A 26,222-nucleotide genomic window follows, 5' to 3' on the forward strand; every position below is an offset into this window, starting at 1 on the left:
AATCCCGATCTGAATATCAGTTTTTTTATGGGATACCAAGGATTTTACAATCTGGACTTAACACAAACTCTAAAACTGCTGTTTTGTTATCAGATAAACGTGCATAGTTTTCCAACTTGTCAGATTGACTGGATGAAATAGACCTTACGTGACGAGTTATAGCGTCTACAATTGCCTTTCTTGGTGAAAGAATCACATCTAGCTTACTATCATCAATTAAACGAATTAGTCCTGGTCTATTGACCTTAGTAATCGTTTTGCGGACACCAGCATTTTTCCCGTATAAAGAAATCATTAGATTTTCTTCATCACTATTCGTTAAAGTGAGTAATAGGTCAAAACTATCTACCCTTTGCTCATTTAAGACATATTGGTCCGTACCATCATCATAAATAACCTCAGTTGCTGTGAACTGATTGGCTAGTTCAGAAGCTCGTTCTTTATCATTCTCAATTAAACGGGTATGAATACCTCTTGCATGTAGAATGGGGATTAAATAGTTATTAATACGACTACCGCCCACAATTAAAGCTGACTTATAACGTTTAACTTTTTTGTGTCCAGTAGCAACGAAGAAGTCTTGTAATGCGTCACGCTTTGCGAATATTTCAATAAAATCACCAGCCAACAAAATAGCATTTCCATCAGGAATAATGGTTTCTCCATTTCGCTCAATTGCTACCACGATAACTTCTGGAATAGTTTGTCTGATATCCCTAATATACTGGTTAACAACACGTGACTTTTCCATAATTCGTACTTTGATTAAATGCATTCGATTATGATAAAAAGGCTCCACAAACGTTGCTGATGGGTAATCTATAACTTGTAAGATATCGTTAGCTGCTGCTCTATCCTGATTAATCAGATAATCAATCCCTAAATTTGTCTGAATAAAACCTTGTTATGCCGTAAAGGCTTGGTTACGTACTCTGACAATTAAAAACGCTACGCCCAAAGTTTTGGCAATCATAGCAGAAATAATATTGACCTCATCATGTGGAGAAACCGCAATAAGGACTTGAGCGTTTTGAACATCGGCTTCGCGTTGTACTTCAACATCAACACCGTTTCCAACTACCCCTTTAATATCCATTTCATCAATTAGATCATCAATGACGCGTGGATCATTATCAATTAAAGTCAAATTATGATCTTCTTTAATTAAACCATGAAGGATGTCTTCTCCGAGTTTTCCTCCTCCTACGACGACGATATCCATATGTCCTCCTAAACTTGTGATAAAAGTTAGCGATAAAAATGCACAAAATGCCTTCTAAACAAATTGTTCAAAAGGCACTTCATATTTTTTAGTAAAGCATCCATTAAAATGTTGATTGTAATGGTGGTACTACTTGTTTCTTACGCGATACAACACCTGGTAAGTTAATCTGGTTGTCGATGACTTGACCGCCGTAAGCTTGTTCAACATGTTGCACAAAATCATCAGAACCTACTAATAAACCTTCTGAATCACTTGTTAAAATATTCGTCACTACTAATAAGAATGCAGCATACTCATTTGCTGTTATTAATTCTTTCATCGCTGCAATGACTTCTTCTTTACGTTTTAAGACATCATTAACGTCTACAACATTGATTTGGCCAATACGTACAGGTTTCCCTGCCATTTCAAATGATTTTGCATCACCGTCTGCAATCTCGCTAGCAGATTTGGCATCTACGTTTGTACCTGATTTTAATAAAGCTAAACCATATTTTTCAACATCTACACCAGCGATTTCGGCTAAGGCTAAACCAACTTTTTTATCCATTTCTGTAGTAGTTGGTGATTTGAATAATAAAGTATCAGAGATAATTGCAGATAGCATTAAACCTGCAATCTCTTTTGGAATCTCAATACCTGCTTCTTGGAACAATTCAAAAATAATTGTTTGAGAACAGCCATATGGTTTTGCAATAAAAGTTAATGGAGAGGCACTAGTGAAGTCGCCAATTTTATGATGATCTACAACAGAGTGCACTTGAACTTCAGCTAAATCACTAACAGATTGTTGCGATTCATTATGGTCGACTAAAGCAACCGTGTCTGTTTGTGAACCAATGGATTCAATCACTCGTGGTGCATCTTGACCAAACTCTTTTAAAGCGTATGCCGTTTCTTCGTTAACTTTCCCTAAGGCAACAGCTTCTGCTTCAATTCCTTGTTGGTTTAATAAATATGTATATGAGATAGCAGAGGTAATAGCATCTGTATCTGGGTTTTGATGACCGAAAACTAAAATTTTATTCACGTTTATTGCTCCTTTTTGAATGAAATGATACTGATAGTTTAACATAGATTAAATTGAAAAAAGGAATTTTTCGAAAAAAACGAAAAACTCCTCTTATAAATAAAATATCAAATTAAAATAGACTTTATTAAAATTCTTGATATACAGCCGGATCTTGATTCGCTGCACGACCATTCACTTTGTCTAAGCGATCAAATACTGCTAAATCTTCTTCATCTAACTTGAAGTCAAAGAAGTCTAAGTTTTCAATTTGACGCGTTTTCTTACTAGATTTAGGGATTGGCATGGCCCCCATTTGCGTCTGCCAACGTAGGATTGTTTGGCCAGCTGTTTTACCATATTTATCGCCCACTGCTTTAATTTCTTCATTTTCAAGAATAGACTTATCAATTTTTTCATTGGCACGAACAAATGGTGACCAAGATTGGGTAATAATACCCTTTTCTTCATGATAGGCTCTTTGTTCTTTTTGTTGGAAATAAGGATGCATTTCTACTTGGTTGACTACTGGTAGTACACCTGTTTCACGTTCGATACGTTCGATATGGTCTGGTAAGAAATTACTTACACCAAGATGTTTTACATATCCACGTTTTTGAGCTTCAATGAGTGCTTGCCAGGCTTCCACGTAATGGTCTTCTTTTGGATTAGGCCAATGAATCAAGTAAAAGTCATAATAGTCTAAGTTAGCGCGTAATAATGACTCTTGGATTGTCACTAAGGCATCATCAAATTTATGATAACGACCAGGTAATTTTGAAGCTACTTGAATATCTTCTCTTGCAATACTTGAACGACGGATAGCTTCCCCTACAGTTGCTTCATTTTCATAATTATAAGCTGAATCTAAGTAGCGATACCCCACTTCTAGAGCTGATTGAATAGCATCAACACCATTAAAACCTTTCAGCTTATAGGTACCAAAACCAATCTGCGGTACTTGTGTCCCGTCGTGGGCAGTGTAGCTTGGAATAGTCATAAAATTGCTCCCTCCAAATTAATAATGGTTACTTATAGTTTAACATGTATAAATTTAAGTCCAAATCATGTGCTTAAAGAATATTTTTAAATGGGTTGTTTGACGATTAACGACACACCTTGACCGCCGCCAACACATAATGTAGCTAAGCCATATACAGATTGACGTTTTTGCATTTCATGAATCAGCGAAACTAAAATGCGAGCGCCAGATGCACCGATTGGGTGACCTAAGGCAATCGCACCACCGTTTACATTAACCTTATCTGCAGGCAATTCTAAGCTGGTAGTAACGCAAAGTGCTTGCGAAGCAAATGCTTCATTCGCCTCAATTAGGTCTAAATCATCTACTGTAATATTTGCTTTGTCCAGGGCTTTTAAAGTTGTTGGAATTGGACCGGTTCCCATAATTGAAGGATCCACTCCTCCAGTTGCATATGATGCAATAGATACCATTGGTTTTAAACCTAATTCATCAGCTTTGCTTTTAGACATTAATACAAGCATTGCTGCACCATCGTTTATACCAGAAGAATTTCCTGCTGTAACTGTACCATCCTCTTTAAATACTGGTTGCAACTTGCCTAATCGTTTCGGTGTAATACCTGTGCGCGGACCCTCATCCTCTGTTATAACTTGACTACAATTTTTTTGTTGGATAGTTACTGGAACGATTTCCTCAGCAAAACGGTTAGCTTCTTTTGCTGCTATAGCTTTGATTTGACTAGCTGCTGCAAATTCATCTTGAGCTTCTCTAGAAATGCCATAACGTTCAGCAATATTTTCAGCTGTAATTCCCATAGCATCGTTAGAAAAGGCATCTGTTAATCCATCACGTTGCATGGTATCAATGATTTCTCCATTGCCCATACGTTGACCCCAACGTGCAGAATCAATAATGTATGGTGCTCGGGTCATGTTTTCAGTACCCCCTGCTACTACGATTTCAGCATCACCTAACATGATGGCTTGTGCGCCCATCATAACTGTTCGCAATCCTGACCCACAGACTTGATTAATCGTAACTGCGGTTGATTCGTTAGATAAACCAGATTTTAAAGCTACTTGACGCGCAACATTTTGCCCCAGACCAGCACTTAAAACATTTCCTAAAAATACTTGTTCCACTTTTGTTGGATCTAATTGAATTGATGCTAATGTTGCTTTTAATACTTCTACACCTAAATCGACAGCTGAAATATCCTTGAATTGGCCACCAAATTTTCCAATTGCAGAACGTTTAGCTGCAACAATGACTACTTCTTCCATAAAACTCTCCTTTATCATTTCTCCACTTTCTATGTCATAAGAAAATTGAACAAATGTTTATCTCTTTCATTATAGCGAAGAATGCTATTAATATCTAGTTATCAATACTAAGTTAAGTAATTATCGTTTTTTATAAATTTAGCCTATAACAAAACGCCCGCCAAAACAATATAAATTTGGCAGGCGTTGTTTTCTTAATTAAAAATTTATTTTTCAGGATCAAAAGATGTGAAGTCGATAAGTGGTGTAACCGCATTTATCTGACCGTTTTCTTTCTCGTCTACCAGCATTGATCCATTAGAATATCGATTAGCAATTGGGACATCGCCCGTTCTAAAAAGTTCTCGATAAGACTGATTCGTGACAATTTCAAACGATTGCTTGGTATCCTTCACTTCAAAAGCATTAACGAAACGATGTGGGTTTGATTTGAGTTCTTTAAGCGCTACTAAGCCACGTTTTGCACGACCAAGTAGATTAATCTCTGCCCATTTCAATCGTTTCATATGTCCTCTTTGTGTCACCATCATCAACTGTAAATTATCATCTGGAATGGCTGCATAAGATAGACCAACCACATAATCATCTTGTTTTAGATTGATTGACTTAACACCTTTAGCTCGCGCACCGATAATTGAAATTTCATCGATACTATATCTCAAGGTGAAACCAAAGTGGGTAATTAAAATCACTTGAGCTTGATCTTGGTTAGTTTCGTTACTAATTCGATACACCCCAACGACTTGGTCGGTATCACCAGACAAGTTCATCGCCAAGGAAGATTTATTTTTATGGCCACGGAACTCTTTAAATTCAGCTAAAGCTGTTTGTTTAATCATACCAGCTGATGAAGCGAGCAATAAGTTATCTTTGCTATTTTCGTCATATTTAAATACACCAATAATAGATTCATTGCTTGCAAATGTAATTCTTTGCGAAACGTGCTCACCTAAGTCTTTCCAACGAATATCTTGTAATTCGTATACTGGTTGGAAAATGTAGTTACCTTTATTGGTAATAAAGACTAATTGGTCTAAGGTGGTCATTTTCTCTAGGAATTGAACATGATCTCCATCTCTTAAACCAACTTCTTCAACACCGGAAGCTTTAAATGATCGTATACTAGACCGCTTAATATAACCACCACGTGTAACGACAACCACCACATCCTCTTCAGGAATTAGCAATTGTTTCTTAACGACTACTTCCTGAATTTCATCTTGAATTTCAGTTCGACGTTTTGATGCATAAGCTTTTTTGATTGTTTTTAATTCTGATTTCATTCGGCCATATAGAACCTTATCGTCAGATAGGATTGCTTGGTAAGATGCGATATCTTCATTTAATTGTAGACGCTCATTTTCCAAGGCGGTCACATCTGTATTGGTTAAACGATACAATTGTAAATTGACAATTGCTTCTGCTTGTGTTTCTGAAAAATTAAAAGCCTCAACTAAATTTTGTTTTGAATCTGCTTTATTTTTAGAATTACGAATTGTCTTAATCACTTGATCTAGAATCGACATAGCTTTCATTAAGCCATCAACAATATGTAAGCGTCGTTGTGCCTTATTCAAATCAAATGTTGTACGACGCCGAATAATTTCATAACGATGACCAATATATGCAGTTAGTGCTTCTTTAATGCCGACTAGTTCTGGACGCTGATCGTTTATTGCGACCATATTGAAGTTATAGTTAATTTGTAAATCTGAATTTTTATAGAAATAGTTAAGAATAGCTTCTGCACTAGCATCTTTTTTTAATTCTATAACAATTTGTAGTCCGTTACGGTCAGTTTCATCACGGACTTCTTGGATACCGTCAATAGAGCGATTTAATCGTAATTCATCCATTCGTCGAACTAGATTGGCTTTATTTACCTCATAAGGAATTTCTGTAATCACAATTTTCTCTTTACCGCTACGTTCGGTTTCGATATGGTGTTTTGAACGAACAACTACTTTACCTCGACCTGTAGTATAAGCTTTCTTTAATTCATCTTTTCCTTGAATGATTGCACCAGTTGGAAAATCAGGCCCAGGAACAAGGTCCATAAGCTTGTCGACACTTGCATTTGGATGATCGATTAAATAAGTTGTGGCATCGATAATTTCACCAAGATTATGTGGTGGAATTTCAGTTGCATAACCAGCTGAGATCCCAGTTGCTCCATTTACGAGTAAATTTGGGAAACCTGCGGGCAGTACGGTAGGTTCCTCAGCTGTATCATCAAAGTTAAGGATCATTTCAATGGTATCTTTATCTAAATCACGTAATAGTTCATCAGCGATTTTAGATAGACGGGCTTCCGTATAACGCATGGCAGCTGCAGAATCTCCGTCCATTGATCCATTATTTCCATGCATTTCAACTAGCACTTCTCGGTTCTTCCAGTCTTGAGACATCCGGACCATAGCTTCATATACAGATAAATCCCCATGTGGGTGATAGTTACCAATTACGTTACCAACCGTTTTTGCGGATTTACGGAAGTTTGAAGAAGATGTATTTCCTTCTTGAAACATTGCGAATAAGATGCGACGTTGTACGGGTTTTAATCCATCTCGAATGTCAGGTAATGCCCGGTCTTGAATGATATATTTTGAATATCGTCCAAATCGGTCTCCCATAACCTCTTCTAATGTTAATTTTTGAATTTCAACCATTAATAATCACCATCTTCATCAAATAAATTAATTTGTTCCCCAGCTATATTATCTGGATGCCCATTTGTATGTATATGCGCTTGATTTTCTAAAATTTCAACAACTTCCTCTTTGTCGCTATGCTCTGTATCTGAGGCATTCTCTAATAAAGTATCTTCCTCGTCCATTGTAAATGCTACATTTTCCTCAATCCACTTACGACGCGGTTCTACCTTATTCCCCATTAAAACAGATACGCGTTTTTCAGCTAAAGATAAGTCATCAATCGATACACGCACTAAAGTACGTGTTTCTGGATCCATTGTCGTTTCCCACAACTGTTCGGCATTCATCTCACCTAAACCTTTATACCGTTGTAGGATATAACCTTTCCCAACCTTATCTGTCACAGCTTTTAATTCTTCATCAGTCCATGCATATTCAATCACCTCATTTTTCCCTTTGCCCTTAGAGACTTTGTATAAAGGTGGCATAGCCAAATAAACTTTTCCAGCTTCAACTAGAGGTTTCATATAACGGAAAAAGAAGGTAAGCAATAGCACCTGGATATGTGCCCCATCGGTATCTGCATCGGTCATGATGATGACTTTATCGTAGTTAGCATCTTCAACTTCAAACTCAGCACCTACGCCTGCACCAATAGTATAAATAATCGTATTTAATTCTTCATTTTTTAAAATATCTTGAATACTTGCTTTTTCCGTATTTAATACTTTACCGCGTAGGGGTAAGATTGCTTGGAATTTACGGTCACGGCCTTGTTTAGCAGAACCACCGGCAGAATCCCCCTCAACTAAGAAAAGTTCATTCTTTTTCGCATTACGACCTTGAGCGGGTGTAAGTTTACCAGAAAGTAAAACTTCCTTACGTTTACCTTTGGCACCACGTGAAGCTTCTCTTGCTTTACGCGCAGCGTCTCTTGCCTCACGTGCTTTTAAAGCTTTACGGACAAGCATTTGAGCAGTTTCTCCATTTTCGATTAAATAAACAGCTAAATTTTCAGATATCATCTTATCAGAAGCTGAACGAGCTTGTGGTGTACCTAACTTAGACTTCGTTTGTCCTTCAAATTGTAAAATTTCTTCAGGTACTCGTAACGATAAGACGGCTGTATAACCTTCTCTCACATCAGACCCCTCAAGATTTTTTTCTTTTGCTTTCAGTAAGTCTACTTTACGGGCATACTCGTTAAATGACTTTGTTAAACCAGTCCGCATACCGGATTCATGACTACCACCATCAGCAGTTCTGACGTTATTTACGAATGACAGAACAGTTTCAGAGTAACCATCGTTATATTGAAAGGCTAATTCTATTTCAATCCCGTTCTCTACCCCTTGGAAAAAGACCACATCATGTAAAACATCTTTATCTTCGTTCAAGTAGTCTACGAAAGCCTTTATACCTTCCTCGTAATGGAAAGTTTCTTCAGTTTCATTCTCTTCATCAATGAAGTCGATACGTAAGTTCTTCAATAAGAAAGCAGATTCACGTAAATGTTCTCGAATTGTATTTGGGTCAAATTTAATATTACCGAAGATTTCTGCATCCGGATAAAATTGAATTTTAGTCCCCGTATTTTTTGTCTTAAAAGCTTTTGTTTTAGGTTTGCTAGGTTTACCGCCATTTGTAAATTCTTGATAGTATTCCTTTCCATCACGATGGACGGTAGCAATAAATTTGCTTGATAAGGCATTTACTACAGAAGATCCTACACCATGAAGGCCCCCTGATGTTTTATAACCTGAACCACCAAATTTACCACCAGCATGTAAAACAGTTAAGATAACTTCTACTGTTGGTTTACCACTGGTATGCTTACCAATCGGCATTCCCCGACCATTATCGGCAATTATTGCCGATCCATCCTTGGCAAGTGTCACTGTGATGTGGTCAGCATAACCACTCAGGGCTTCATCAATCGAGTTATCGACAATCTCATACACTAAATGGTGTAAACCGCGTGCATCAGTTGATCCGATATACATACCAGGACGTTTTCTAACAGCTTCCAAGCCCTCTAATACCTGGATCGAACTTTCATCATAAGTTGATTTATTATTTTGCTTTGTTGGTTTGGCCAAATTATTTACCCCACTTTCAATCTTTTTCATCATATATTAAAACTGCGGATTTGCCAAATGGTATCTTTATTCGTTCGAATTAATGATATAATATAAGAACCCTACAGATAAATTGAAAGGAATTAAAATATGTTAACGATTCTATTACTTGTTGTCGCTTATCTATTAGGATCAATTCCCTTTGGATTAGTTGTCGGCAAACTCCTTTATAAAAAAGATATTCGCCAATTTGGCTCCGGAAATATTGGAACAACAAACGCCTTCCGTGCTTTTGGTACCACTGGGGGAATATTAGTCTTTATCTGCGATATGATAAAAGGTGCAATCCCTGTATTATTAGCTAATTGGCTACAACCCGGTTTACATCCGCTATTATTTGGTGGCATGGCTATTATTGGTCACTCTTTTCCGCTATTCTTAAAATTTAAGGGAGGAAAAGCTGTCGCAACTTCCTTTGGTGTTGTATTAGCATACCATCCATTATTTGCATTGATTTCTATCGCATCATTCTTCGTATCTTTATTTGTCACAAGTATGGTAAGTTTCTCCAGTATTTTTGCAATTGCATTCGCAACCATTTTAAGTTTGCTTTATCAAGATTGGGTCTTAACCTTAGTGACTGCTTTAGTCCTAGCACTTGTTGTTATACGTCATAAAGATAATATTAAACGTATTCGTCAAGGAACAGAATCTAAAGTACCTTTTGGTTTAAACAAACATAAGAAAAAATAAGCATAACTAAAGTTATTTAAAACTACTTTTGCTTAATTTAACTTCATTTTTTAATGCTAAAGAGCGTTTCCAGATTAATCAGTCTAATCCTGGAGACGCTCTTTTGTCAACTTAGCGTGCGGATGAAATTGTAAGTAACTATCTCTTAGTTTCTCTTTTGATAAGTGCGTATAAATCTGTGTAGTTGATAGGCTTGCATGACCTAGTAGCTCTTGCACTGTTCGAATATCCGCCCCGTTATTGAGTAAGTGTGTAGCAAAAGAATGGCGTAGTTTGTGAGGATGAATAGACAAAGTAGTGGCAGATTTTTTAACAATTTGATCTAAAATATAAGCAATTCCTTGACTGGTTAATTGTTCCCCTCTGTAATTAACAAATACGAACGCATGTTCTTCTTCGTTCAAATTGCCTTTAGTCATCAGCTGTTTTCTACCATTTTCTAAATATTCGACTAGGGCATCGTGACAAAAAGAACCGATGGGGACATATCTATCTTTCTGCCCTTTACCGTGTAACAACACGATATCTGCGTTTAGGTCTATTTGTCCTATGGTAAGATCTCTTACTTCACTCACACGAGCACCAGTCCCATATAGAAATTCTAGTAATGCTTTATTTCTAAGTGAAATGGGATCAGAACCTTGTACAGAGTTGAACAGCGTTTGAATTTCTGATTCATAGAAAAAATCAGGTAATTTAAGACCATGTTTAGCAGTTTTTACGTAATTAAAAGGATTTTCACTGATGTAACCGCGATCGAGTAGCAAATTATATGCTGATCGCAAACTTGATAAATGACGAGAAATAGATTTTCTGGATAAATTTGCACGTTGTAAGTTGCCTAAATAAATCCGAATATCACGGTAGGTAACTTGATCATACTCAGGGATTCCAGCCTCTTTTATAAAAGTCTCAAAGTTTTCTAAATCAGCTAAATATGCTTTTATCGTATCGACGGAATATTGTCTTTCATGCGTCAAATAGTCCCTAAATAAATCCTTAACATTTGTTGCCGGCATTAAAAAACACCCTCTCTATTAATGGTTTTAATGTACCATAATAAAAAGGATGTTTTCAAATTTTGCTTAATTTTTTCAAGTATTCAGGTAAATTAGTCTTCTGCTGCTTCACCTTTTTGAACGTTTTCTTCATAATCGCCGTTTGGACAAACAATTTGTTTACCACCACGAATTTTCTTCTCAACCAAGTAATGATCACATTTTGGACAATTACGGGCTACAGGTTTATTCCAGTCTGTAAAATCACAGTCTGGGTAACGAGAACAGCCATAGAAGATACGGTTTTTCTTCGATTTACGTTCAACAACTTGACCTTCATGACATTTAGGACAAGTTACGCCTATTTCTTTTACGATGGCTTCTGTATGACGACATTCTGGGAAGTTTGCACAAGCATAGAATTTCCCATAACGCCCCATTTTAATCACCATTTCACCACCATCAACTGGGCATTTAAAACCAGCTGGCTCATCTTTAATTTCAATTTTTTCCATCTCAGCTTCAGCTTTTTCAAGATCTTTGTGAAATGGTTTAAAGAAGGCGTCAATCACTTCAACCCATTCTTTTTGATCTGTTTCGATGTCATCTAATTCTTTTTCTAAGTCGGCGGTAAAAGATGTATCTACGATTTTAGGGAAGAATTCAGCGATCATTTTATCGACAATTTCACCAAGCTCAGTTGGTTCAAAGCGTTTAGCTTCTAATTTAACATAATAGCGTTTGATTAATGTTTCAATTGTTGGTGAATAGGTAGATGGACGGCCAACACCGTCTTCTTCAAGTTTTTTAATTAAAGAAGCCTCTGTATAGCGAGCAGGTGGTTGTGTGAAATGTTGATTTGGTTCTAAATCTTTAGATTTCACAGTCTCACCGTTTACTAATTCAGGTAAGATATTATCTTTATTGTTCGCTTCTGTATAGACTTTTTGATAACCTTCAAACTTAATTTTTGACCCATTCGCTCTAAAAGTCGCTTGATTTTGTACTAGATCTGCAGATACTGTGTCATAGACTGCTGGTGCCATTTGGCTAGCCATGAACCGTGACCAAATGAGTGAATATAAGCGGAATTGATCACGAGACAAGTAATCTTTAATTGAATCAGGTGTACGGTCTGCTGCTGACGGACGAATGGCCTCATGGGCATCTTGAGCACCTTGAGTTTGCTTGTTTGTTGATTGATATCCTAAATATTCTTTTCCAAAAGTATCCGTAATATAAGATTTGGCACTGGCTTTAGCAGAATCAGAGATACGAGTAGAGTCTGTTCGCATATACGTAATCAATCCTACTGGGGCACCGCTACCCAACTTAATCCCTTCATACAGTTGCTGAGCAACCATCATCGTTTTACGAGTACGGAAGTTCAATTTCTTTGCAGCTTCTTGTTGCATGGATGATGTGGTAAAAGGCTTTTGTGGATTACGTTTACGTTCTTTTTCCGTCACATTCTCCACTGTAAAGTCTTGGCTCTTGATTTCGGCCATAAATGCTTTAACATCATCTTCATTTTTTAAATCTAGCTTTTTACCTTTAAATTTAGATGCATTGGCTTTAAAGGTTTTCCGATTTTTAATAAAAGAACCTTCAATTGTCCAATATTCTTCAGGCTTAAAAGCACGAATTTCATTCTCTCGGTTAATAATCATATGTAAAGCGACAGATTGTACCCGACCAGCGGATAAACCTTTCTTCACTTTCTTCCATAGCATAGGTGACAAATTATACCCTACTAATCGATCTAAGATTCTACGCGCTTGCTGTGCGTCAACTAAATCCATATTAATTGGACGCGGATTTGCAATCGCTTCTTTAACAGCTTCTTTGGTTACCTCATTGTAGGTCACACGAATTGGATCTTTAGCATTTAAACCTAAGATGTGGGCTAAATGGAAGGCAATTGCTTCCCCTTCGCGGTCCGGGTCACTTGCAAGGAAAACTTTTTCTGCTTTCTTTGCATCTTTACGTAATTCTTTAATTAAGTCGCCTTTACCACGGATGTTTATATAGTCAGGCTCATAGTTATTTTCAACATCAATACCCATACGCGATTTAGGTAAATCACGTAAGTGCCCTTTGCTGGCTACTACTTTATAATTTCTGCCTAAGTACTTATCTATAGTTTTGGCTTTCGTCGGAGATTCTACGATTACTAAATATTTATATGCCAACGACAAGCTCCTTTCTGATATCCATTTCTAAATCGATTTACATATTATGCTACTCTAATAGCATTTGTCAAATATGAAAATAAATTGCTACAAATGAATATATAACCTAAAGATAAAATAAGCAAGCGATAAATATTAGTTTTATAATAGAAGAAAATGAATTTGATTCAGAAATTTTATTTTTTATATACTATTAGATAAGTCATGAAGAATTTCTGAAGCCTGTAATGCTGGGGTTGCACCGTCATAAATTAATTGGTTACACCCTGACGATAAGGAATGATTGATAGCACCTGGAACAGCAAAAACTTGGCGATTTTCTTGTAAAGCATAATTTGCAGTGATGAGAGAGCCTGATTTTTCCGCTGCTTCAACAACAATAGTAGCCTGACTTAGACCTGCAATCACTAAATTACGATAAGGAAAATGCCAACGTTGAATTTTAGCATGATTGGGTAAAGGAGAAACTAATAAATGATGCCGTCCTATGTACTGTTGGATGTTATGGTGTTCACTAGGATAAACGGTTAGTAATCCAGTACCGATTACTGCGATTGTTTCTCCATTTTTCATAGCGACTTGGTGGCTATAGACATCTACACCTTTAGCTAGCCCAGATACAATTACTCTTGTTTCGCTTAATTCTGGTATTAGTTGTTCAATTGCTATTTTTCCATAAGTAGACATATTTCTTGATCCAACAACTGAAATGCTAGATTTTTGAAAAATGGGCAAGTTTCCTTGACAAAATAAAACCAAATTCGGTTGATAAGTTTGAAGTAATGGTTTTGGATATGAGTGTGGGTTAAGTATGGTGACCGGATGAATATTATAGCGACGATATAAGTCCCTAAAAAAAGCAAGTGAATACTTTTGCTTAAACCGTTGCCAAGCTTGTATCTTTTTTTGATCTACATACTCATAAATATGTCTTTCTAACTGCTCAATTGTTGTTACTTGTGCATGGATAATAGTAGCCAATTCTTTATAAGAAAATATACCAGATTCAAAGGCATAGACTAACATTGATTCAATCATTGCTAAAGTATCTTCTTCATTCTTAAGCATCAGATCAATATAAGGATTTTCAATTTCAAATAACAAAAAACCACCCCTTTATATGTATATACGTAGAGGTGGTGAAATTAATCCAAGTAAATTATAGGTAATTTTTAACAGGGGCAAATGTTTTTCGGTGAATGGGGCTTGGTCCATATTTCTCTAAACCCTCAAGATGTTGTTTTGTGCCGTATCCAGCATTGGCTTCAAACCCATAACCCGGATAGAGATCTGCATATTTTGCCATCAGCTTATCACGGTATTCTTTAGCATAAATGGATGCGGCAGCAATAGTGTATACTGTTGCATCGCCTTTTACAATCGCTTCTTGTGGCGCCTGATGGTAATCATTTAAGTATACCGCATCAATTAAAACATAGTCTGGAGATGGTGATAACTGATCTAGTGCAGATAACATCGCTTGCTTTGTTGCCATTAAAATATTAGTTTGATCAATTTCCTCAGCTGATTGAATGCCAATTGTTTTTGCTATAGCATATTTTTCAATATCCGCTACTAAGGATTGACGTTTTGCGTGCGACAATTGTTTAGAGTCATTGAAATAAACTGCCGGCATGTCAGCAGGCAAAATAACAGCACTTGCGACAACAGGACCAGCTAAAGGTCCCCTTCCTACTTCATCCACCCCAGCGATGAATTGGTAGCCTTGTTGACGGAGTTCATTTTCTCTAACTTTAAGTTTTTCAATTTGATCGAGAATTGCTTCCTGTTTTTGAAGGGCTTTATCATACCTTAATAAGGCATTTTGCACGCCTTTACGACTATCATTTCTTAGTGCTTTAACATAGTTAGGGTCAACATCACTAGAGGTTAAATAAGCTTGAATTTCACTAATTTTTAAATTGGCTAAATCAGCTAGTTCAAATAGCATCTTTTCATCATTCTTCATTTAATCCCTAACCTCTTCGTTTTTTAGGATGTTGCCTTCTTCAATTCGATCTAAAGTCATGCGCCCTAATTTACCTTCTCTAAAGTCGCGAATAATTTTGTCAGCTGCTCTATCATAATCTTCTAACATGCCCATACTTTTAGTTAGATCCATCAAAAGTTCAGGATACGGTGGGTGCACATCTTCATATTTAATTGGATAATGGCTACTGATGGCATCCGGATAATAGTGTAAGAAGAATTCTAAGGCAAATAGTGCCACATCATCTTTGTAAAAGTGGGTATCCTTGATCCCACCAGTGAGTGCTAGTTTGTTTGCGACTTCTTGATCCTCAAATTTTGGCCATAGAATACCAGGTGTATCTAATAGCTCAAAATCTTTATCTATTTTTATCCATTGTTGTCCCTTGGTTACTCCAGGTTTATTCCCTACTTGAGCCTTTTTTTGCTTCGTAAACTGGTTGATAAAGGTTGATTTACCAACATTTGGAATCCCAACCACCATTACGCGGATAGACTTATGTAAAATACCTTTATTACGCCATTTTTGTTGAATATCTTGGGTGAACTCTTTTAAAGATTGACGGAATAATTTCATATCACTCATTTTTTTTGCATCAATCGCAATAGCCATTTTATTTTCGCCACTTAAAGCTTTAACCCAATCTTTCGTTTGCAATGGGTCTGCCAAATCTTTTTTGTTTAAAACAATCATATGCCGTTTACTTTTAATAATTTCGTCTAGCATTGGGTTCATACTAGCAGTCGGTATACGTGCATCCCTAATTTCCAATACAATATCAACTGCACTTAGTTGACTCTGAACCTCTTTTTTTGCCTTAGCCATATGGCCAGGATACCATTGAATATGTGCCATAGTTAAGCTCCTTTCATGTAAAAAAGTTGGCAAATAACGCCAACTTTTTATTATTTTATCTCTTATTGAACACTACCAAAGTCAGCTAATGGCCAATATCTAAAATGCGTGGTTCCCTCTACGCTATCAGCATCAATGAAACCAAAGTAACGTGAGTCATGAGATACTTCTCGGTTGTCACCTAAAACGAAGTATTTACCCTCTGGAACAGTTGTTTCGCCAGTTATTTCTTCAAGGGTGAAGTCATTAGTGAAAGTTGTATCTTCAGGGTATCGTTCAAAATAATCTTCTTTAATAGCGTCTAAATAAGGTTCATCAATTGCTTCATCATTAATGTATAACACATCATCTTTATAGGTTACTGTGTCACCAGGAACCCCAATAATCCGTTTAACATATTCATCTCCAGAGCCATCTGGTGCCGGAAAGACAACGATATCAGATTGGTCAATCTCATCGGTTAAACTAAGAACAAACCGGTCCCCATCGATCATTGTATTTGCCATAGAATCACCATCAACTCTAAATGGATAAAATAAATATGTTCTGACTACCCAGAAAATAACCAGTGCAATAACGACAGAAATTACAATCGAAAATACTTCATCAAAAAACTTTTTCATAAGGTCAATCCTTTACTCTAGGCCTATTTGCCTGTTCTTTTACCACATATACTACCATTTTGTAGTACCTTATTATTTTAGCGCTTCTAGACCTATTTTTCCAGAACTTCTACTGCTTTGCCTAATTGGGTATCATTACTTTGAATTAATGCTTGGATTGCTGAAATCATTGCGCTTGCGGTTTCTTTATCAATCACACCAGTTTCTGATAAGCCTTGATCAGCTTGGAAGGCAACAACAGCATTGCTTGTATCTTCAGAAAAAACACCATCTGCTTCATGCTCTTGATAGCCCAAGGCAACTAAAATAGCTTCAATATTTTTGATAGCTTCCGATGAATCGCCTTCTTGATAGGTTTGACTGGTATCAATTAGTGTTAATGACGCATAGTCAGGTAAGCTAGCTTCGATATCGGGTGTAATACCTGTTTCATTGATCCAATTCCCCTTAGGCGTTAGCCATTTAGCAATTGTGATTTTTAATTCTGAATCTGACTCCAGAGAAAAGACATTTTGCACAGTTCCTTTTCCGAAAGTTTGGCTACCAATAACAGGTATCCCTGCTGATTCTTGTAAAGCTGCAGCCAGTATTTCTGAAGCAGAAGCTGAACCTTCGTTCGCTAATACAACAACATCTTCATCCACTTGAAAATCACCATAATCAGCATCCGAGGCCTTGTATACATAAGGATCAGCATCTTTTTCTTGCACTTGCATGATGATATCCCCGTCATCTAGGAACATATTCGCAATCTGTAAAGCTGAAGTCAATAACCCGCCCGGATTACCGCGCACATCTAAAACAAATTGCTCTGCACCCTGATCACGTAAGTCCTCAATTGCCGCTACCAATTCATCATAAGTTGGTGTTGAAAAGCTAGTAATTTGAATATATCCAGTATGTTCGTGTCCTTCTACCATTTCATAATAAACCGTTTGAATTGGGACAGTATCTCTAGTTACTGTGACGTCAAAAGTATCTTCCCCGCGTTGGATAGTCAAGACTACGTCAGAGCCTGACTCACCACGGATTAAGGCAACAGCTTCAGTTGCTGTATAACCTTGAATAGATTCCCCGTCTACAGCAGTAATGATGTCATTAGCCATCAAACCAGCTTCTTCCGCAGGTGATCCTTTAATAGGGCTAACGATTTGAATATAGCCATCTTTTTCCATAATTTCAGCCCCGATACCTTCAAAGGCCCCTTCAATCGTTTCATCTAATTGTTGGGCTGATTGATCGGTTAAATATTGTGAGTAAGGGTCTTGTAAAACATCAGTCATCCCTGATATGGCGCCATCAACTACAGCATCACGGTCAACATCTTCTACATAATCACCTACGATAGTTGAAAATGCAGATTGAATCTTCTGAATCTCACTAGTAGTTAAATTTGCAGCAGTAGACCCCGTAATATAGCTTTGACCAGGTATATAACCAGTCAATACATACGAAGTTGTTAAATAAGTACCGACGCCCACAAGAAAAATACTAAGCATATAAACAAACCAGGACACACCACGTCGTTTTATAGACTTATCCTTTTTTAATTGTTGTTGAGAGTGAGTATCTTTGTTCTGATCTGTCATTTGTTGATCTGATTCTGTTTCATTCATTTCATTTTTATTGCTTTCTTTTTCAGTTAAATCTTCATTTTCTGACATATAGTTCACTACTTTCTGATAAACATGTTGGTTTTAAATATTTATCCAATATTTCATCCTACATAAAATACTTGTCTGCATAGGACTGCCAAACTTCATCAAATGTCGATACGTAATCAGAATAGCGTTGATTTAATTCAATATAATTGCTAATCGTTTCAAAATCACTAGCTGATTTTGGGAAGTCGCCATCTAAAAAGACCAGCTCAGCAAACTGTGCCTGCTGGTCTCTATCTAATAAATCGGCATTTCTAAATATTTGAACATAATGATAAAAGGACTGCGTAATCATCACTCTTTCTAAATGGTTGTTGAAAACTATTGATCGCTATTTGCTTCTGCCTCGATTTGAGACGTTATATATGATAAAGGTACATCTAAGAAGATATTGATTCGACCGTTTGCCAAGTCAATATCACTGGCACGAATAGTAAAATCCATCTCATTAGATACTTGATCTAAGCGTATAATGATCTGTGATTCTCTGGCTAAAACTTGTAATGGTAAGTCAGTCGGTAACGTTAATTGAAAAAGAGCTAATGCCGTTGAAGTCGGCAACTGTAAACCAGCTAAAACAATATTTGTTACATCGATTGCGATATTACCGTCTTCCATCACTGATGGTTGCCCTTCCATAGTATAGACAACTTCAGTGCCTAATGCATCTAACGTCCCAGAAAAAGAAACCTGATCGCCTACAGTGAGTTGGTAAGGTACATTATCCCCACCAATTACAGCGGTTACTAGTTGATTAAATGACATGGTTGAAAGATCCGCTTCAGCCGTGATTACATCATCAGCTACATTAGTCGTTGTATTTGAAGATGGTGTAGCTGTTTCTTCTCGAGTACTCGTTTGAATAAACAAAAAAAAGCCTATGATTACACTAGTAATTGCTAAAAGTAAAAGCCAAAAGGCCCATTTCCAAGGATTTAATCGTTTATTGTTTGACGTTTTGGATTGATTCACCAAATAACCTACTCTCCTATTCGTTTACGATAAAAAACAAATTTGTGAGGGTACGCATTTTTTTCATTTACCACACCTTCAATCACTTCATAAGCTTCAAAGTCATCTAGATTTGGATTAAAATGTACATCGCCCTCAAATTCATGGTTGATCGTTGTAACACGCAATTCAGAGATATATGGCCAGAATAATTTGTAAATTGATTGGCCACCCATAATAATCACATCTTCTTTTTCAGCTAACAACAAAATTTTTTCAATGGAATCTGTTAACTCAACATCTGACTGATTATAATTAGAATCGAATGGTGTCTTTTGACGGGTAATTATCATGTTATGACGATTTGGTAATGGCTTATAATCCATTCCTGCGTATGTTTTACGGCCCATTACAACAGTTTTCCCAACTGTTTGCTCTTTAAAAAATTTCAAATCATTTGGTAGGTGCCAAGGTAACTTACCATTTTTTCCAATTACATGATTGATATCTTGTGCCCAGATGGCAATTAACATCGTCATTCCTCCTTATCTATTCGTACCAGAAATAACTTTTAGTTGTTATCTATTATTATACCGCTACTGGCGCTTTAATTGCATTATGAGGATTATAGCCTTTTACCTCAATATCATCTTTTTCTAATTCGAAAATTGATTTCCCTTCCCCGTTAATTTCTAATGTTGGCAGCATGCGTGGTTCTCGACTTAATTGTTCATGCACTTGATCAAAATGATTATTGTAAATATGCGCATCACCAAATGTATGTACATAGTCACCAACCTCTAAGCCAGTTTCTCGAGCTAGTAAATGCGTTAATAAAGCATACGAAGCGATATTAAATGGTACGCCCAGGAATGCATCCCCAGATCGCTGGTAAAGTTGACAAGACAATTTCCCATCTTGAACATAAAACTGACTCATTGTATGGCAAGGTGGCAATGCCATATTAGGCACGTCTTCAGGATTCCAAGCAGATAACATAATCCGTCGAGAATTGGGGTTATTTTTCAATTGATCAATAATATTCGCAATTTGATCAATTGAGCCGCCTTCACGTGTCTCCCAGTTGCGCCATTGTTTACCGTATACATTTCCTAATTCACCGAACGCTTTAGCAAAATCATCATCTGATAAAATACGATCACAAAATTCGTTTTTTACTGCTTGATAAACTTGTCGAAATTCAGGATCTGATTCTGCTCGTAAACCAAAATCTGTCATATCTGGACCTTGATAAGCATCTGATTCAACCCAACGTTTAAAAGCCCATTCATCCCAAATGTGGTTGTTATTTTCCAATAAATAACGGATATTCGTATCTCCTTTTAAAAACCACAGCAACTCGCTCTTAATTAAGCCAAAAGGTACTTTTTTGGTCGTTAATAGAGGAAAACCTTCACTTAAATCAAATCGCATTTGATAACCAAATACTGATCTAGTACCCACGCCAGTACGGTCACTTTTATCTTGACCGTTATCTAAAATATGTTGTAGAAAATCTAAGTATTGCTTTGCCAAAATTTCTTCCTCCTATTTGTCGATTTTCATTTAATTAACTTTCTAAACCTGATAGATACTCCCAGTAAGTCATTTTTTCAAGCAAATCATTCTCTTTGCTCTCTTTATCTAATTGCAATTCGCTCAATTTGCTGTAGTCATTACCGTTTTCATTCATAGCTATGTCTATTGCTTCAATTTCATCTTCTAATTGCTCTATTTCACTTTCTATTACTGCCCAATCTTTCTTTTCTTGATAAGACATTCGCTTAGGCTTAGCTGTAGCTTCTGATTTCGATTCAGCTGATTGACTATTTGATTGAATAGATGAACTACTGTTTATTACTTGGTTAGCTTGTGCTGCCTTCATTGCATCTTTATAATCATGGTAGTTACCATAGAATAATTGTACTGTATTGTCTACACTATCGACAATAATTAGCTTTTCAACCACCTTATCTAAGAAATAGCGGTCATGGGAAACTGTAATAACTGTTCCTTGGAAAGTTTCTAGATAGTTTTCTAATACAGATAAAGTATCAATGTCTAGGTCGTTGGTTGGCTCATCTAGTAGTAATACGTTCGGTCTCGTCATTAAAATTCTTAACAGATAAAGTCGTTTCCTTTCACCACCTGATAAAGTCCCAATTAACATACCATGCGATTCGCGTGGGAATAAAAATTGTTCTAACATTTGAGCAGCAGAGGCTTGTGTTCCATCATCATATACGTATTCAGAAGCGATTTCTTGTACATAATTGATCACTCTTTTATCTTCAGGTAAATCCGTAGGTATTTGTTGGAAATAGGCAATACGAACTGTTTCGCCAGTTTTTACTTCACCTGATAATGGTGGTTGAATACCGGCAATCGTATTCAAGAAAGTTGTTTTTCCTGCACCATTATCCCCAATAATACCAATTCGTTCTTTATTCTGTAATAATAAATTGATGTTCTCAATTAATGGCTTATTTGGATATCCCACCGTCAAATGATCAAATTCCAATACTTTATTCCCCAAGCGCTGTGTATCTAAATCTACTGTTAATTCACTATCATCTGTTCTTTGACTGACTTTTTCTTTTAAGTTCTCAAAACGATGAATACGTGCTTGTTGTTTAGTCGTTCTTGCTTTGGCCCCTTTACGCATCCATGCTAATTCACTCTTATATAATTTCTTTTGTTTGGCCATAGTAGCCACTTCAATTTCATGTTCAGACTGTAATTTTTCCAAGTAAGTCTGATAATTCCCTTCATATTGCTTCAAGTCTCCGCGGTCTAAAGCAAAAATATGAGTGGTAATTTGATCTAGGAAATATCTATCGTGTGTTACAACCAAAACAGATTTCTTATAATTAGCAATATAGTTTTCTAGCCATTCAACCATTTCGAAATCTAAATGGTTAGTAGGTTCATCCATTAGTAGTAAATCTGGTTCTTCAATTAAAACTTTTGCCAATCCAACACGTTTACGTTGTCCCCCAGATAATACTTTCACTTTTTGTGTTAAATCATGAATCCCCAACTTAGATAGAATCGTTTGGATAGTTGTATCTAAAGTCCAAGCGTTTTGTGCGTTCATTTCTTGTTCAATTGCTTGAAATTTCTTTTGAAGCTGGCTATTCTCTGGGTTCAATTGTAAATCTAAGGTAATCTCTTCGTATTGACCTACTAATTGGACAATTGGGCTTTCTGAATGGTATACCGCCTCAAAAATTGTCTGGTTTTCGTCTAGCTCTGGATCTTGGGTCACAATCCCTACAGTAAAATCTTTTGGATGCTCAATCTCACCTTTATCTAAACTAGATTTTCCTGCAATGATATTTAATAAAGTTGTCTTGCCCGATCCATTGGCACCTACTAAACCAACGTGTTGCCCCTCTCGAATTAAGAAAGAAACATCATTTAATAATTGTTTCATACCATATGTTTTCGACCAATTTAATGCTTTGTAATCTTTCATTTATAACCCTGTCCTCTCCGTTCATTCTGTACTATTCTACCATATACCAGGTGTAATCAGTATGCTTTAACGATTCTTATCTAAATGACTAAACAATCAATAGAATCATTTTCAATAAATGTGATCATTCGCTATAATAAAATAAAAAGTGTCCATTGGAGGTGACCATTCATGAATAATAAACGACGGGTCTATGTATATAATGGTTCTTCAGGCCTAGGCTGTTTTGCTTTATTCGCAGTTATAATGTTATTAATCATGCTTTTCATATTCTTTACGCAATTATTTATTCAAATATTCCCTACCCTATTACTCATTTTCTCAATCCTACTGCTCATACGCAGTACCTATCACTTATGGCAATGGAGAGAAAAGGATAAGCATGCTCAAGCTGGCGGATTTATCGAGATTGACGGTGTTATTGAACCCATTGAAGCACCAAATAATCAAACAAGGGACTATCATAAACAAAGGATTTTTACCTCAATTATTGGTATCATTCTAGCCCTATTACTAATGCAGTATTTATAAAAAATTGCAATCAAAAACGTTCGTGAAAATTCACGAACGTTTTTGATTCTATTTATTTAAAATTTGCATAAATTGTTGCCCGGTAATTGTTTCTTCCTGAATAAGGTATTCAGCTAATTCATCTAATTTTTCTCGGTTATTCATCAAGATTTCGCCAGCTTCTTGATGAGCACGTTTAATGAGTTCAATCACCTCTTGGTCCGCTTTTTCAGCAGTACCTCCTGATACTTGACTCTGTGTATTATCAGATAAGTATCGATTTGTACGACTTTCTAATTGCATCATACCAAAAGTATCGGACATACCATATTGCGTTACCATAGATCGTGCAATATTAGTCATTTTTTCAATATCATTAGAGGCCCCAGTAGTCACTTCTCCAAAGACCACTTCTTCGGCTGCACGTCCACCAGCAAGAGTCATTAATTGATTATATAGTTCTTGCTTAGTATAAAGTGATTTCTCGCCTTGTTCTACTTGCATTGTATATCCAAGAGCCCCAGATGTACGAGGAATAATCGTAATCTTCTCTACTGGTGCTGAACCTGATTGTTGAGCTGCAACAAGCGCATGCCCAATTTCGTGATAAGATACTACACGACGTTCTTCTGGAGAAAGGATATCATTCTTCTTAATTTGCCCTGCTAATACAACATCAACAGATTCGTCTAAGTCGATTTGACTAATTTCATTATGATTATTTCTAACAGCACGTAAACCAGCTTCATTGATAATATTGGCCAAGTCTGCACCGGATGCGCCAGCAGTTGCGCGGGCAATGTAACGATAATCGATATTTGAACCCATCTTATATTCTTTAGCATGAACACGAAGAATTTCTTCTCGTCCTTTTAAATCAGGCAATTCCATAGAAACTTGACGGTCAAAACGGCCAGGTCTTAAGAGCGCTTTATCCAGCGACTCAGGACGGTTGGTGGCTGCCAGGATGATCACACCCTGATCACCTTCAAACCCATCCATTTCAGTTAGTAATTGGTTTAAAGTTTGTTCACGTTCGTCGTTAGTTGAATATGAATTATCACGAGATTTACCAATCGTATCAATTTCATCAATAAAGACGATACATGGCGCTTTCTCATTAGCTTGTTTAAAGAGATCACGCACTTTTGCGGCCCCTCGACCTACAAACATTTCAACGAATTCAGATCCTGCGATAGAGAAGAATGGCACACCAGCCTCACCTGCTACAGCCTGAGCCATCAAAGTTTTACCTGTACCGGGAGGACCTACTAATAGAACTCCACGTGGCGCTTGGGCACCAATTGCTTGGTATTTTTTTGGTTCTTTTAGATAGTCAACAACCTCAACTAAGGATTCTTTAGCCTCATCTTGGCCAGCTACATCTTTAAAATTTCGTGAGTTATCAGATTTAACATAAATCTTTGCATTCGATTTACCAAAATTCATACCTCCAAAACCGCCTCCACCTGAAAGGTCAATCTTGGAATCACTAGCTCCAGTCATTTTCTGTATTACTTTACGCATTAACCAGTAGATAATTGCAAAAGGTAAAATAAATGTAAGTAAGAAAGAGAAAATAGGAGAAGTTGGTTGGTAAATTTCCGTTTGGTATGTAACATTATTAGCTTCTAATCGGCTGACTAATTCTGGATCGTCTACTTTACCAGTCGTGTATACTTGACTGCCACCATCAGTTTCAGCTGTCCAGGTTAAATCGTATTGATTGATTTCTACACTTTGAACTTGACCCGCATCTACTTGGCTAACAAATGAAGAGTATGGCACCTCTTCTACCCGCATAGCGGTAATAGCCGGGAAAAGAAGATTTAAACCAAGGATGATTAAAACAATCCACCAAAAGCCATTCATGAAATTGAAATTGCTACCACTAGGTGAATTTCCAAAATTCAATCCTTTCTTCCGATTCTTTTTCTGTTTTTTGTTTCTGCTCATATATGCACTCCTACTTATTATTGTTCTAAATATATTAATTATTAGCTAGATTACATTCATCACTAACTAAACTTTTTAACTACAAATATATTATAACTTATTCAAAGTCAAATTTGGTCAAAGTGAACTCACTTTCACAAAAAAAGCCATATTACTGGCTTTTCTTCACAAAATATTCATATTTTAAAACAGATTCTAGTAAATGAAATCTTGATACAAACGTGACCCTTGAATTCCTTGGTTATTGGCATACTTCCCAGATGAATATAGATCGTATTCACCGTTAATTGTATGGTAGTAAATCTGGCAGATTTCAACATTCGGATAGATGCGAATTGGTTGTAAACAATGCATTTCTAAAGTCCAATAACCTGAAAAGCCAATATCACCGAATCCCGCAGTTACATGGATATATAAACCTAAACGTCCAATAGATGATCGACCTTCAAGCATCGGTACATATTTGTCTGTTTCCGTATATTCGACCGTACGTCCTAAATATAGCTTCCCTGGCTCCAATAGGTAGCCTTCTTCAGGAATTTGAATAGACTTAAGGGTTGGCTTTTTTTTCATATCCAATACACCCTCTTCATAATAAGCCAGTTCGTTAGATAGTCTCAAATTATAGGAATTTGGATTAACCTGACTTTCATTAAATGGGCTGATCTTAATACCATTCCCCTGCTCTTCAGCAATTTTTTTGCCTGATAAAATCATACACTCACCCTTTGTTCACTATTTTATCTTATTATACCGTTTATTCTTTAAAAAGAAAGATACTGTATGATAAAGCTTTTTAAAATGCTTAGTGAAGGATTATTATTTGTTCAAATACCTTATGTTAAGATAAAATGGATTTGGGCACTGAAACAAGGTTATATGAAAATAAAAGCTAGAACAAGAGATGCTCTAGCTTTTAATTTAGCCTATTTTAAGTATTCTTTAATCGCTTCTTTGAATATATCGATTTTACTTAAATAATCTTCAATAGAAACATACTCATTAAGTTGATGTGGTAGAT

At 36.5% G+C, this 26,222-nt stretch carries 23 protein-coding genes; 2 read left to right on the forward strand and 21 right to left on the reverse strand.

The features are described 5' to 3' along the window. Positions 1-25: 25 nt before the first annotated feature. The 7 genes from HMPREF3116_RS09135 to parE form a co-directional block, all read right to left on the reverse strand. Complete coding sequence (locus HMPREF3116_RS09135; RefSeq protein WP_246819033.1) at positions 26-751, reverse strand: NAD-binding protein; 726 nt, start codon at positions 749-751, stop codon at positions 26-28. A gap of 153 nt (positions 752-904) precedes the next feature. Continuing rightward, positions 905-1,222, reverse strand: a complete 318-nt coding sequence (locus HMPREF3116_RS09140; RefSeq protein WP_246819034.1) for an NAD-binding protein — start codon at positions 1,220-1,222, stop codon at positions 905-907. A gap of 103 nt (positions 1,223-1,325) precedes the next feature. Then, entirely contained in the window at positions 1,326-2,255 is a 930-nt protein-coding gene (locus tag HMPREF3116_RS02925) for a manganese-dependent inorganic pyrophosphatase (protein WP_070467709.1), read from the reverse strand. Positions 2,256-2,382: 127 nt separating this feature from the next. Beyond that, positions 2,383-3,234: an aldo/keto reductase gene (locus HMPREF3116_RS02930; RefSeq protein ID WP_070467710.1), complete on the reverse strand. Its 852-nt coding sequence runs from the start codon at positions 3,232-3,234 to the stop codon at positions 2,383-2,385. A gap of 86 nt (positions 3,235-3,320) precedes the next feature. After that, a complete protein-coding gene (locus HMPREF3116_RS02935) occupies positions 3,321-4,502 on the reverse strand; it encodes an acetyl-CoA C-acetyltransferase (RefSeq protein ID WP_070467711.1) in 1,182 nt (393 codons plus the stop codon). Positions 4,503-4,708: 206 nt separating this feature from the next. Next, entirely contained in the window at positions 4,709-7,171 is a 2,463-nt protein-coding gene (parC, locus tag HMPREF3116_RS02940) for a DNA topoisomerase IV subunit A (protein WP_070467712.1), read from the reverse strand. Beyond that, positions 7,171-9,288: a DNA topoisomerase IV subunit B gene (gene parE, locus HMPREF3116_RS02945; protein ID WP_070467713.1), complete on the reverse strand. Its 2,118-nt coding sequence runs from the start codon at positions 9,286-9,288 to the stop codon at positions 7,171-7,173. Before parE ends, parC begins: the two co-directional genes overlap by 1 nt. A gap of 96 nt (positions 9,289-9,384) precedes the next feature. On the opposite strand from parE, the gene plsY reads away from it, so the two are divergent. Next, complete coding sequence (gene plsY / locus HMPREF3116_RS02950; protein ID WP_070467714.1) at positions 9,385-9,987, forward strand: glycerol-3-phosphate 1-O-acyltransferase PlsY; 603 nt, start codon at positions 9,385-9,387, stop codon at positions 9,985-9,987. Positions 9,988-10,070: 83 nt separating this feature from the next. Here the strand turns inward: plsY and xerC are convergent, their stop codons facing one another. The 12 genes from xerC to HMPREF3116_RS03010 form a co-directional block, all read right to left on the reverse strand. Then, positions 10,071-11,006: a tyrosine recombinase XerC gene (xerC, locus tag HMPREF3116_RS02955; RefSeq protein WP_070467715.1), complete on the reverse strand. Its 936-nt coding sequence runs from the start codon at positions 11,004-11,006 to the stop codon at positions 10,071-10,073. Between the two features lie 92 nt (positions 11,007-11,098). Next, entirely contained in the window at positions 11,099-13,177 is a 2,079-nt protein-coding gene (gene topA / locus HMPREF3116_RS02960) for a type I DNA topoisomerase (RefSeq protein ID WP_070467716.1), read from the reverse strand. Between the two features lie 183 nt (positions 13,178-13,360). Then, a complete protein-coding gene (dprA, locus tag HMPREF3116_RS02965; RefSeq protein WP_070467717.1) occupies positions 13,361-14,281 on the reverse strand; it encodes a DNA-processing protein DprA in 921 nt (306 codons plus the stop codon). A 55-nt stretch (positions 14,282-14,336) separates the two neighbouring features. After that, complete coding sequence (locus tag HMPREF3116_RS02970) at positions 14,337-15,146, reverse strand: ribonuclease HII (RefSeq protein ID WP_083272738.1); 810 nt, start codon at positions 15,144-15,146, stop codon at positions 14,337-14,339. Beyond that, positions 15,147-16,022, reverse strand: coding sequence for a ribosome biogenesis GTPase YlqF (ylqF, locus tag HMPREF3116_RS02975; RefSeq protein WP_070467718.1), 876 nt, complete (start codon positions 16,020-16,022; stop codon positions 15,147-15,149). Positions 16,023-16,084: 62 nt separating this feature from the next. Next, positions 16,085-16,645: a signal peptidase I gene (gene lepB / locus HMPREF3116_RS02980; protein ID WP_070467719.1), complete on the reverse strand. Its 561-nt coding sequence runs from the start codon at positions 16,643-16,645 to the stop codon at positions 16,085-16,087. Positions 16,646-16,737: 92 nt separating this feature from the next. Further along, on the reverse strand, positions 16,738-18,309 hold the full coding sequence (locus HMPREF3116_RS02985) for a S41 family peptidase (RefSeq protein ID WP_083272739.1): 1,572 nt from the start codon (positions 18,307-18,309) through the stop codon (positions 16,738-16,740). A 58-nt stretch (positions 18,310-18,367) separates the two neighbouring features. Beyond that, positions 18,368-18,601: a YozE family protein gene (locus tag HMPREF3116_RS02990; RefSeq protein ID WP_083272740.1), complete on the reverse strand. Its 234-nt coding sequence runs from the start codon at positions 18,599-18,601 to the stop codon at positions 18,368-18,370. A gap of 26 nt (positions 18,602-18,627) precedes the next feature. Continuing rightward, positions 18,628-19,278 carry a DUF2140 family protein gene (locus HMPREF3116_RS02995; RefSeq protein WP_070467730.1) on the reverse strand — a complete coding sequence of 217 codons (651 nt, stop codon included), beginning with the start codon at positions 19,276-19,278 and terminating at the stop codon, positions 18,628-18,630. Between the two features lie 8 nt (positions 19,279-19,286). Continuing rightward, on the reverse strand, positions 19,287-19,790 hold the full coding sequence (locus tag HMPREF3116_RS03000) for a dihydrofolate reductase (protein WP_070467720.1): 504 nt from the start codon (positions 19,788-19,790) through the stop codon (positions 19,287-19,289). Positions 19,791-19,845: 55 nt separating this feature from the next. Continuing rightward, the gene (locus HMPREF3116_RS03005; RefSeq protein ID WP_083272741.1) at positions 19,846-20,796 is read right to left on the reverse strand and encodes a thymidylate synthase; all 951 of its coding nucleotides are present in this window, start codon (positions 20,794-20,796) and stop codon (positions 19,846-19,848) included. 31 nt (positions 20,797-20,827) lie between these two features. Continuing rightward, positions 20,828-22,735 (reverse strand): ABC-F family ATP-binding cassette domain-containing protein, encoded by a 1,908-nt coding sequence (locus tag HMPREF3116_RS03010; protein ID WP_070467722.1) that lies wholly within the window; start codon positions 22,733-22,735, stop codon positions 20,828-20,830. 171 nt (positions 22,736-22,906) lie between these two features. Here HMPREF3116_RS03010 and HMPREF3116_RS03015 point away from each other — a divergent pair, with 171 nt between their 5' ends. After that, positions 22,907-23,266, forward strand: coding sequence for a hypothetical protein (locus HMPREF3116_RS03015; protein ID WP_070467723.1), 360 nt, complete (start codon positions 22,907-22,909; stop codon positions 23,264-23,266). 48 nt (positions 23,267-23,314) lie between these two features. Here the strand turns inward: HMPREF3116_RS03015 and ftsH are convergent, their stop codons facing one another. Both ftsH and dcd read right to left on the reverse strand, forming a co-directional pair. After that, positions 23,315-25,201 (reverse strand): ATP-dependent zinc metalloprotease FtsH, encoded by a 1,887-nt coding sequence (ftsH, locus tag HMPREF3116_RS03020; protein ID WP_083272742.1) that lies wholly within the window; start codon positions 25,199-25,201, stop codon positions 23,315-23,317. Positions 25,202-25,396: 195 nt separating this feature from the next. Then, the gene (gene dcd, locus HMPREF3116_RS03025; protein WP_070467724.1) at positions 25,397-25,918 is read right to left on the reverse strand and encodes a dCTP deaminase; all 522 of its coding nucleotides are present in this window, start codon (positions 25,916-25,918) and stop codon (positions 25,397-25,399) included. Positions 25,919-26,222 lie beyond the last annotated feature (304 nt).

Origin of the sequence: Aerococcus sp. HMSC10H05, assembly GCF_001806975.1 — a bacterium.
Lineage (GTDB): Bacteria > Bacillota > Bacilli > Lactobacillales > Aerococcaceae > Aerococcus > Aerococcus viridans_B.

What these genes read in the sequence shown, in the direction of transcription:
- HMPREF3116_RS09135 (WP_246819033.1), bottom strand. Translation starts at nt 751, where the DNA reads ATGGAAAAGTCACGTGTTGTTAACCAGTATATTAGGGATATCAGACAA.
- HMPREF3116_RS09140 (WP_246819034.1), bottom strand. Translation starts at nt 1,222, where the DNA reads ATGGATATCGTCGTCGTAGGAGGAGGAAAACTCGGAGAAGACATCCTT.
- HMPREF3116_RS02930 (WP_070467710.1), bottom strand. Translation starts at nt 3,234, where the DNA reads ATGACTATTCCAAGCTACACTGCCCACGACGGGACACAAGTACCGCAG.
- HMPREF3116_RS02935 (WP_070467711.1), bottom strand. Translation starts at nt 4,502, where the DNA reads ATGGAAGAAGTAGTCATTGTTGCAGCTAAACGTTCTGCAATTGGAAAA.
- parC (WP_070467712.1), bottom strand. Translation starts at nt 7,171, where the DNA reads ATGGTTGAAATTCAAAAATTAACATTAGAAGAGGTTATGGGAGACCGA.
- parE (WP_070467713.1), bottom strand. Translation starts at nt 9,288, where the DNA reads ATGATGAAAAAGATTGAAAGTGGGGTAAATAATTTGGCCAAACCAACA.
- plsY (WP_070467714.1), top strand. Translation starts at nt 9,385, where the DNA reads ATGTTAACGATTCTATTACTTGTTGTCGCTTATCTATTAGGATCAATT.
- xerC (WP_070467715.1), bottom strand. Translation starts at nt 11,006, where the DNA reads ATGCCGGCAACAAATGTTAAGGATTTATTTAGGGACTATTTGACGCAT.
- HMPREF3116_RS02970 (WP_083272738.1), bottom strand. Translation starts at nt 15,146, where the DNA reads ATGAAGAATGATGAAAAGATGCTATTTGAACTAGCTGATTTAGCCAAT.
- ylqF (WP_070467718.1), bottom strand. Translation starts at nt 16,022, where the DNA reads ATGGCACATATTCAATGGTATCCTGGCCATATGGCTAAGGCAAAAAAA.
- lepB (WP_070467719.1), bottom strand. Translation starts at nt 16,645, where the DNA reads ATGAAAAAGTTTTTTGATGAAGTATTTTCGATTGTAATTTCTGTCGTT.
- HMPREF3116_RS02985 (WP_083272739.1), bottom strand. Translation starts at nt 18,309, where the DNA reads ATGTCAGAAAATGAAGATTTAACTGAAAAAGAAAGCAATAAAAATGAA.
- HMPREF3116_RS02990 (WP_083272740.1), bottom strand. Translation starts at nt 18,601, where the DNA reads ATGATTACGCAGTCCTTTTATCATTATGTTCAAATATTTAGAAATGCC.
- HMPREF3116_RS03000 (WP_070467720.1), bottom strand. Translation starts at nt 19,790, where the DNA reads ATGTTAATTGCCATCTGGGCACAAGATATCAATCATGTAATTGGAAAA.
- HMPREF3116_RS03010 (WP_070467722.1), bottom strand. Translation starts at nt 22,735, where the DNA reads ATGAAAGATTACAAAGCATTAAATTGGTCGAAAACATATGGTATGAAA.
- HMPREF3116_RS03015 (WP_070467723.1), top strand. Translation starts at nt 22,907, where the DNA reads ATGAATAATAAACGACGGGTCTATGTATATAATGGTTCTTCAGGCCTA.
- ftsH (WP_083272742.1), bottom strand. Translation starts at nt 25,201, where the DNA reads ATGAGCAGAAACAAAAAACAGAAAAAGAATCGGAAGAAAGGATTGAAT.
- dcd (WP_070467724.1), bottom strand. Translation starts at nt 25,918, where the DNA reads ATGATTTTATCAGGCAAAAAAATTGCTGAAGAGCAGGGGAATGGTATT.